This window comes from Streptomyces sp. McG3 (assembly GCF_018619185.1).
Lineage (GTDB): Bacteria > Actinomycetota > Actinomycetes > Streptomycetales > Streptomycetaceae > Streptomyces.
Genome location: NZ_JAAXYC010000333.1, coordinates 1 through 8,349 on the forward strand (window position 1 = coordinate 1; position 8,349 = coordinate 8,349).

Genomic DNA, 8,349 nt, shown 5'->3' on the forward strand with positions numbered 1-8,349 from the left:
TGAGAGACAGGGCGACGGGAGCGGCGGGCGTGGCCGGGACCTCGGGCGGCAGCGGGTAGGAGCCCGAGGCCCCCTGGGGCGGCAGATAGGCGGTGTCGGCCGCCGAGGCCGCCGAGGGCCGGTACGGCTGCTGCGGCTGCCCCTGCTGCTGTCCCTGCCCCTGTTGCAGTGGTTCCCGATACTGCGGCTGGTGCGGCTGGTGCTGCTGAGGATCCTGGTACTGCTGCTGCTGATCCTGGTACTGCTGCTGGTACGGAGGGTGCGGCTCCGGCGTCGCGTACGGGCCGGGCTGCTGCTGTCCGTACGGATCAGGCTGCTGCTGTCCGTACGGACCGGGCTGCGGGGTCCCGTACGGACCCGGCTGCCGCGGCTGCCCGTAACCCTGCCCCTGCACCGGCCCCGGCTCCTGCGCCCGGTGCTGTTCCCCGTCCGGGCGGATCGTCGGCTGGTACTGCGTGTCCCAGGTCGGCGCCTGCCACGTCTGCGTCCCGCCCTGGTCGGAGGCGGCCGGGTCCCGGGGCGCGGCGGACTGCCCGGCCGTCCCGTCGGGCCAGTGCGGCGACGACGGCGGCTGCTGCCGCTCGGGGTCGTACGGATACGGGTACTGCTGATCGCTGCTGCTCATGGCCTGCGGTTCACCCTCCTGCGAACGGCGGGAGCACCTCGACCGTGCCGCCCTCGGCAAGGCGTACGGTCTCATGCCCACGGGTCCCGACGGGGTTCCCGTCGATGAGGAACGAGCACCGCCGGAGCACCTGGCTCAGTTCGCCGGGGTGCCTTCTGCGCACCGCGTCGAGCGCCTCGGCGAGGGTCTCCGCCGCGTACGGTTCCTCCGCGGTGCCCGCCGCGGCCTTGGCCGCGGCCCAGTAGCGGATCGTCCCCGCTGCCATGGCGCCACTCCTTCGGGTCGGTTCGTCGGACGCCTCGTGCGTCAGCTCTCCATGATGGGTCACGCCCGCGGTGCGGCCGTCGCCCAGTCGGCGATCCGGGCCAGCAGGGCGTCGTCCGCCGCGTTCTCTGCGTGGCCCATCCCCCGCTCCAGCCACAGCTCCGCGCCATCGGGCCCGGCCGCCTCGGCCAGCATCCTCGGATGGTCCAGCGGGAAGTAGGGGTCCCGGTCGCCGTGCACGAGCAGCAGCGGGGCCGGGGCGATGAGCGGGACCGCGGCGACCGGGGAGAGCGGGACGGGGTCCCAGTCCTCGGTCGCGATGCGGGTACGGAGTCCGTAACGCCCGACGAGGCGGCCCGAGGGGCGGGTGACCACCCAGTGCAGCCGGCGCATCGGTGCCGTCCCCCGGTAGTACCAGCGAGCGGGAGCGCTGACGGAGACCACCGCGTCCGAGTGCGCCCCCGCACTCCCCGTGCGCCCCTCGCGCGCCGGTACACGAACGGTCGTACGCCCCGTCAAGGTTTCCGCGGGTCCCGCCGCGTACAGGGCGCCGTGCCGGAGCACCACCGAGCCGCCCATCGAGAACCCGACCGTCACCACCCGGGAGTGCCCCAGCTCCCGCGCCCAGGCCACCGCCGCGGCCAGGTCCAGCACCTCGCGGTCGCCCACCGTGGAGCGCCCGTCGGACCGCCCGTGGCCCCGGAACGAGAACGTGACCACGGCCGCACGCCGGGCGAAGACCCGTGCGGCGCGTCGCACGGCGGGGCGGTCGGCCGAGCCGGTGAACCCGTGCGCGACGACGATCGCGGGGGTCGCCGCAGGCCCCTCGCCCGCTGCGTCCCCCGGCGTCCCCGCACCCGTCGTACACGGTTCGTACACCGCCTCGACCGGTACGCCGTCATCCGTCAGCAACGTGGCGAACCGCGGGGGGCGCGTGAGCAAGGGAACAGAAGAACTCAGGAATCGACCCTCGGACGCGGAACTCATGTGGGCTATTCTGCTGCGAAGAGGATCCGGGCAATGCAGCCCCCGGGTCCTTTTGTGCTTTACCGGCGTTGTTACGACGACGTTTCGACAAGCTCAGCGGTCCCAGGGCGCGGGACCGCACCGTGAAACCCGCATGACGCATGACGTACGAAGCAGTGCCGCATACTCCCCCGGGCCCGACCCGGGAGTGCCCCTCTCGCAGGGAACGAGGAGGACCGACGTAATGGGCGAGCGAACCGTGCAACACGATCGACCGAACCAGGCAGGTGGCCGGCGATGAGTTCACTGCTGCTTCTGACGAACGCACTCCAGCCGTCGACGGAGGTGCTCCCCGCCCTCGGGCTTCTGCTCCACAGTGTGCGGGTGGCCCCCGCCGAGGGCCCGGCCCTCGTGGACACCCCGGGCGCCGACGTGATCCTCGTCGACGGGCGGCGCGACCTTCCGCAGGTCCGCTCGCTCTGTCAGCTGCTGCGGTCCACGGGACCCGGCTGTCCGCTGATCCTCGTCGTCACGGAGGGCGGTCTCGCGGCCGTCACCGCCGACTGGGGCGTCGACGACGTCCTGCTGGACACGGCGGGACCGGCCGAGGTCGAGGCCCGGCTGCGCCTCGCCATGGGCCGCCAGCAGATCACCTCCGACGACTCCCCGATGGAGATCCGCAACGGTGATCTCTCCGTCGACGAGGCGACGTACAGCGCGAAACTCAAGGGCCGGGTCCTGGACCTGACCTTCAAGGAATTCGAACTGCTGAAATACCTCGCCCAGCACCCGGGCCGGGTGTTCACCCGCGCCCAGCTCCTCCAGGAGGTCTGGGGCTACGACTACTTCGGCGGTACGCGGACGGTCGACGTCCACGTGCGGCGGCTGCGCGCCAAGCTCGGCCCCGAGCACGAGTCGCTGATCGGCACCGTGCGCAACGTCGGCTACCGCTTCGTCACTCCGGAGAAGGTCGAGCGCGCGGCGGAGGAGGCGAAGGACCGGGCCGCCGCCCGCAGGGCGAGGGAAACGGAAGCCGTCGCCCGCTCGGAGCAGTCCCCGGCCACCGAGGTGACGGAAGAAGCCCCGGTAGAGGCTGCCAAGAGGTAGGTCCATCCGCGTAGACTGCCGCGCGTGGCCAAGGTGACGCGGGACGATGTGGCGAGACTGGCGGGGACGTCGACCGCGGTCGTCAGTTACGTCATCAACAACGGACCCCGGCCGGTCGCCCCGGCCACGCGCGAGCGGGTGCTCGCCGCGATCAAGCAGTTGGGCTACCGGCCCGACCGGGTCGCCCAGGCCATGGCCTCGCGCCGCACGGACCTCATAGGCATGATCGTGCCGGACGCCCGGCAGCCGTTCTTCGCGGAGATGGCGCACGCGGTCGAACAGGCTGCCGCCGAGCGCGGGAAAATGGTGCTCGTCGGCAACTCCGACTACCGCGACGAGCGCGAGGTCCACTATCTGCGGGCCTTCCTCGGTATGCGCGTCTCCGGGCTGATCCTGGTCAGCCAGGGCCCCAGCGAGCGCGCCGCCGCCGAGATCGAGGCCTGGGACGCCCGGGTCGTCCTGCTGCACGAGCGCCCCGAGGCGATCGACGACGTCGCCGTCGTCACCGACGACGTGGGCGGCGCCCAGCTCGCCACCCGGCATCTGCTGGAGCACGGCAACGCGTACGTGGCCTGCCTCGGCGGCACGGAGGAGACCCCGGCGGTCGGCGACCCGGTCGCCGACCACGTCGAGGGCTGGCGACGGGCGATGCACGAGTCGGGCCGCTCCACGGAGGGCCGTCTCTTCCAGGCCCCGTACAACCGCTACGACGCCTATCAGGTGGCCCTCGGGCTGCTGGCGGGCCCGGACCGGCCTCCGGCGATCTTCTGCGCCACGGACGACCAGGCCTTCGGCGTCCTGCGGGCCGCCCGTGAGCTGCGGATCGACGTGCCGGGCGAGCTGGCGGTGGCGGGCTTCGACGACGTGAAGGAAGCCGGCCTCACCGATCCGCCGCTGACGACGGTCCACTCCGACCGCCCGGCGATGGCGCGGGCGGCGGTGGACCTGGTGCTGGACGACTCGCTCCGGGTCTCGGGGTCGCGGCGCGAGCGGCTGAAGCAGTTCCCCTCCGCGCTGGTGGTCCGGCGCTCGTGCGGCTGCGGGGAGCCCCCCGCGTCCGCCTGACCGCCCGCTCCGCGGATCTTCGGCCTTTACAGCGGGCATACGCGGTTCTTCCGGGCTTCTCAGGACGTATTCAGGCCCTTCTCATCTTCGTTGGCCAGCCTGGTGGACATGACGGAGAACCTTCGCCCCAGCGGCGCGTACAGCACGGACCAGGACCCGACCCCGTACGGCTACGGCACGGCGTACGACGGCGCCCCGGGCGGCTACCCGCCGCCGCCCCCGTACGCCCCCACCAACAGGCACCGGGCGAAGCGGCCGGTCGCGCTGCTGGCGGCGGTGGCGATCGCGGCGGGTGTGATCGGCGGCGGCACCGCGACCCTCGTCGGCCAGCTGAACGGCGGGGGTTCCGGAGCCACCGGCTCGGGCGGCGCGGTCAACGGCACCACCGTCTCGCAGAGCAGCAAGGGCACCGTCTCCGGCGTCGCCGAGGCGGTCTCGCCCGCGATCGTGGAGATCGGCGCGGCCTCGTCGGCGGGCAACTCCACCGGGTCGGGCGTGGTGATCACCGAGGACGGCGAGATCGTCACCAACAACCACGTCATCTCGGGCGCGCGGCAGATCCAGGTCACCCTCTCCACCGGCAAGACCTATACGGCCGACGTCGTGGGCACCGACCCCGACAAGGACCTCGCGCTCATCAAGCTCCGGGGCGCGAGCGGCCTGAAGACGGCCACGCTCGGCGACTCCTCGCAGGTCAAGGTCGGCGACCAGGTCGTGGCCATCGGCTCGCCCGAGGGCCTGACCGGCACCGTCACCAGCGGCATCGTCTCCGCGCTCGACCGGGACGTCACCGTGGCCAAGGACGACTCCGGCAGCTCGGGCCAGGGGCAGGGCCAGGACCGGCAGGGTGGCGGTCAGCAGTGGCCGTTCGAGTTCGGGGGGCAGCAGTTCAACGGGGACACGGGCGAGGAGACGACCACGTACAAGGCGCTCCAGACCGACGCGTCGCTCAACCCCGGCAACTCCGGCGGTGCGCTGATCAACATGGACGGCGAGATCATCGGCATCAACTCCGCCATGTACGCGCCGAGTTCCTCGGCGGCGGGCAGCGGTTCCGCGGCGGGCAGCGTGGGCCTCGGCTTCGCGATCCCGGTGAACACCCTCAAGGCCGACCTGGACACCCTGCGCGCGGGCGACGGTTCCTGATCCCGCAGAGCACCCCGGCCGTGCGAGGCTGAGGCGACCCCCGCGGACCGGGCGGACCGGGCCGGGACGAGAACACGAGAAGAGGGACCAGCAGCGATGAGCCCCGCCGAAGACGATCCCCAGCGCATCCTGATCGTCGACGACGAGCCGGCGGTGCGCGAGGCGCTCCAGCGCAGCCTCGCCTTCGAGGGGTACGGGACACAGGTCGCGGTCGACGGGTACGACGCCCTGGCGATGGCCGAGGCCTACGCCCCCGACCTCATCGTCCTGGACATCCAGATGCCGCGGATGGACGGCCTCACCGCCGCCCGCCGCATCCGGGCCACCGGCTCCACCACGCCCATCCTCATGCTCACCGCACGCGACACCGTCGGCGACCGGGTCACCGGTCTCGACGCCGGGGCGGACGACTACCTGGTCAAGCCGTTCGAGCTGGACGAGCTGTTCGCCCGCATCCGCGCCCTGCTGCGCCGCAGCTCCTACGCCTCGGCGGCGGGTACCGAAGCCCCCGACGACGACGTCCTCTCCTTCGCCGACCTGCGGATGGACCTGGCGACCCGCGAGGTCACCCGGGGCGAGCGGCGGGTCGAGCTGACCCGCACCGAGTTCACGCTGCTGGAGATGTTCCTGTCCCACCCGCGCCAGGTGCTGACCCGGGAACAGATCCTCAAGGCCGTCTGGGGCTTCGACTTCGAGCCGAGCTCCAACTCCCTGGACGTGTACGTGATGTATCTGCGCCGCAAGACGGAGGCGGGCGGCGAGCCGCGCCTCGTCCACACCGTGCGCGGGGTGGGCTACGCGCTGCGCACGGGCGGGAGCGGCGAGGCATGAGCCCGGTGCGCCGGTTCCGGACGCTGCCGCTGCGCTCCCGGCTGGCGCTGCTGGTGGCCACGGCGGTGGCGGTGGCGGTCGCGGCGGTGGCGGCGGCGTGCTGGTTCGTGACCCGGGAGCAGTTGGAGGAGCAGCTCGACGACTCGCTGCGCAACGCGAAGATGGACAACGCGCCGATGCGCGATCTGCTGAGCTCGTGCCTGAGCGGCGGGCAGTTGCCCGCGCAGGAGTTCCCCGGCCAGTACACCGTGCAGATCGTCGCGGCGAACGGCGACTACTGCACGGCCCCGAACACGACGCCCGTCCCCGCCCAGCCCAGCGACATCGCCGTGGCGGCGGGGCGGGAGACCGACGCCCTGCACACGACGGAGAACAACGCCGGGCAGGACATGCGGGTCTACACCCGCAAGCTGCCGCCGGTGGTCGGCTCCGGCCAGGCCAACAACGAGCTCGCGGTCTCGGTGGCCCGCCCGCTCAGCGAGATCGACGCACCGCTGTCCACGCTCGCCTGGGTGCTGGCCCTCGTCGGCGGCATCGGCGTCGTCGGAGCGGGCGCGGCCGGGCTGTGGGTGGCGCGGGCGGGGCTGCGCCCGGTGGACGAACTCACCGAGGCGGTCGAGCACGTGGCCCGTACGGAGGATCTGACCGTACGCATCCCGGTGGACGGCGAGGACGAGATCGCCCGGCTGTCGAACTCCTTCAACTCCATGGCCGCCCAGCTCGCCTCCTCCCGCGACCGCCAGTCCCAGTTGATCGCGGACGCGGGACACGAGCTGCGCACCCCGCTGACCTCGCTCCGGACGAACGTGGAGCTGCTGGCCCGCAGCGACGAGACGGGCCGGATGATCCCGCCGGAGGACCGCAAGGCGCTGATGGCCTCGGTGAAGGCCCAGATGACGGAGCTGGCCGCGCTGATCGGCGACCTCCAGGAACTGGCCCGCCCCGACGCGGCCGAGCCCGGCCCGCTCCAGGTGGTGGCCCTGCACGAGGTCACCCGCACCGCCCTGCGCCGCGCCCGCCTGCGCGGCCCGGAGCTGACGATCACGGAGGACCTGGCCCCCTGGTACGTACGCGCGGAGCCGGCCGCCCTGGAGCGGGCGATCGTCAACGTCCTGGACAACGCGGTGAAGTTCAGCCCGCCGGGCGGCACGGTCGACGTGCGGCTGCACCGGGGCGAGCTGACGGTCCGGGACCGGGGCCCCGGCATCCCCGCCGAGGATCTCCCGCACGTCTTCGAACGCTTCTGGCGCTCCCCGACCGCCCGTCAGCTCCCCGGCTCGGGCCTGGGCCTGTCCATCGTGGCCCGTACGGTGCACCAGGCGGGCGGCTCGATCGCGCTGCGCCCGGCCCCGGACGACGGCCCCGGCACCGTGGCGGCGCTCACGCTGCCGGGGGCGCCGACGCCGCCGCCGGGGATGTGATCCCCGGGCGGCGGGCGGCGCTCACCCCGTCGGGTTGTGCCGGATCAGCGACTCGACCAGGCCGGACCGCTGGTTCGGGTAGTCCAGCGGGACGATGCCGAGCCCCGTCCACCCGGCGGTCTCCGCGCGCTCCAGGAAGGAGTGCACCTGCGGGTTGAGCCGGTCGGCGTTCCAGCGGGGCGGCATCAGGGCGGCGGTGGAGACGTAGTTCATGAAGAACTTGCCCGGCTGCTGGGCCGCCCTGCGGAACTGGGCCTCGATCTTCGGGTACTTGGCGAACGGCTCCGCCATGTAGTCGTCCTGGATGTCGAAGAGTGCCTGGTCCCCGTACCGCACCCCGGGCAGCCCTCCGTTGTCCGCGAGCAGCACCACCTTGCCGCGGGCCCCGCCGAGTTCGGGGAGGGTGGCGTCGAGGCGGAACAGCGACCGCCAGCCGCGTACGTCCAGGTAGTCGTCGAAGACCGCCCGGAACGCGGCGTCGCTCGCGGACGAGTGCTCCTGCTTGACCCGCATCAGCACGGTCTCGCTCGGCCGCGTGGCGAGGAAGTCCCGGCAGGCGACGAGGACGTCCCCGAACATCATGTTCTGGAACGAGGCCCCGTGGTGGATCGCGAACGAGCCGTCGATGAGCCGGCAGCGTACGTCGAGGAAACGGATGCCGCTCGCCAACTGCTGGGCGATCGTGGTGTTCTGGCACTCCGACCAGGGGCCGCCGAACCGGGCCCCCGAGTCGTGCGTGCCCGGGATCGTGAGCTGCCGGAGCGCGGTGCCGTCGGGCAGGGCGGCCATCCAGTCCTGCGTCCCCCGGACCGCCCGGCCGGCCTCGCGCGTGGCGGCGACGGCGGGCGCCGCGCCGACGATCGCGGTGGCGGAGACGGCGAGGGCGCCGGCCAGGAAGCCCCTGCGGGAGGGGCGGGACAGGGG

Annotated in this window: 8 protein-coding genes and 1 pseudogene; 5 read left to right on the forward strand and 4 right to left on the reverse strand. The window is 72.9% G+C overall.

Annotation, left to right across the window (positions count from 1 at the left end):
* From HET64_RS33185 to HET64_RS33195, 3 genes and pseudogenes are all read right to left on the reverse strand, one after another.
* A pseudogene (locus HET64_RS33185) lies at window positions 1-625 on the reverse strand (hypothetical protein); the annotation flags it as partial.
* A 10-nt stretch (window positions 626-635) separates the two neighbouring features.
* The gene (locus HET64_RS33190; RefSeq protein WP_215110866.1) at window positions 636-890 is read right to left on the reverse strand and encodes a MoaD/ThiS family protein; all 255 of its coding nucleotides are present in this window, start codon (window positions 888-890) and stop codon (window positions 636-638) included.
* Between the two features lie 59 nt (window positions 891-949).
* Window positions 950-1,876: a S9 family peptidase gene (locus tag HET64_RS33195; RefSeq protein ID WP_251146225.1), complete on the reverse strand. Its 927-nt coding sequence runs from the start codon at window positions 1,874-1,876 to the stop codon at window positions 950-952.
* A 276-nt stretch (window positions 1,877-2,152) separates the two neighbouring features.
* Here HET64_RS33195 and HET64_RS33200 point away from each other — a divergent pair, with 276 nt between their 5' ends.
* The 5 genes from HET64_RS33200 to HET64_RS33220 all read left to right on the forward strand — a co-directional run bounded on the left by HET64_RS33200 (window position 2,153) and on the right by HET64_RS33220 (window position 7,425).
* On the forward strand, window positions 2,153-2,962 hold the full coding sequence (locus HET64_RS33200) for a response regulator transcription factor (RefSeq protein WP_215110867.1): 810 nt from the start codon (window positions 2,153-2,155) through the stop codon (window positions 2,960-2,962).
* A 24-nt stretch (window positions 2,963-2,986) separates the two neighbouring features.
* Window positions 2,987-4,027 (forward strand): LacI family DNA-binding transcriptional regulator, encoded by a 1,041-nt coding sequence (locus HET64_RS33205; protein ID WP_215110868.1) that lies wholly within the window; start codon window positions 2,987-2,989, stop codon window positions 4,025-4,027.
* A gap of 108 nt (window positions 4,028-4,135) precedes the next feature.
* Complete coding sequence (locus HET64_RS33210; protein WP_215110869.1) at window positions 4,136-5,173, forward strand: S1C family serine protease; 1,038 nt, start codon at window positions 4,136-4,138, stop codon at window positions 5,171-5,173.
* A 96-nt stretch (window positions 5,174-5,269) separates the two neighbouring features.
* Window positions 5,270-6,004, forward strand: coding sequence for a response regulator transcription factor (locus HET64_RS33215; RefSeq protein WP_215110870.1), 735 nt, complete (start codon window positions 5,270-5,272; stop codon window positions 6,002-6,004).
* Window positions 6,001-7,425, forward strand: a complete 1,425-nt coding sequence (locus HET64_RS33220) for a HAMP domain-containing sensor histidine kinase (protein WP_215110871.1) — start codon at window positions 6,001-6,003, stop codon at window positions 7,423-7,425. The genes HET64_RS33215 and HET64_RS33220 overlap by 4 nt, the downstream gene beginning before the upstream one ends.
* A 21-nt stretch (window positions 7,426-7,446) precedes the next feature.
* Here HET64_RS33220 and HET64_RS33225 read toward each other — a convergent pair whose 3' ends face one another.
* Window positions 7,447-8,346, reverse strand: coding sequence for a phosphatidylinositol-specific phospholipase C (locus HET64_RS33225; RefSeq protein WP_215110873.1), 900 nt, complete (start codon window positions 8,344-8,346; stop codon window positions 7,447-7,449).
* Between the last annotated feature and the right edge of the window lie 3 nt (window positions 8,347-8,349).

Bases quoted from the DNA above. Each gene is read 5' to 3' on its own strand.
- HET64_RS33220 (WP_215110871.1), top strand. From the start codon at position 6,001: ATGAGCCCGGTGCGCCGGTTCCGGACGCTGCCGCTGCGCTCCCGGCTG.
- HET64_RS33210 (WP_215110869.1), top strand. From the start codon at position 4,136: ATGACGGAGAACCTTCGCCCCAGCGGCGCGTACAGCACGGACCAGGAC.
- HET64_RS33190 (WP_215110866.1), bottom strand. From the start codon at position 890: ATGGCAGCGGGGACGATCCGCTACTGGGCCGCGGCCAAGGCCGCGGCG.
- HET64_RS33215 (WP_215110870.1), top strand. From the start codon at position 5,270: ATGAGCCCCGCCGAAGACGATCCCCAGCGCATCCTGATCGTCGACGAC.
- HET64_RS33200 (WP_215110867.1), top strand. From the start codon at position 2,153: ATGAGTTCACTGCTGCTTCTGACGAACGCACTCCAGCCGTCGACGGAG.
- HET64_RS33195 (WP_251146225.1), bottom strand. From the start codon at position 1,876: ATGAGTTCCGCGTCCGAGGGTCGATTCCTGAGTTCTTCTGTTCCCTTG.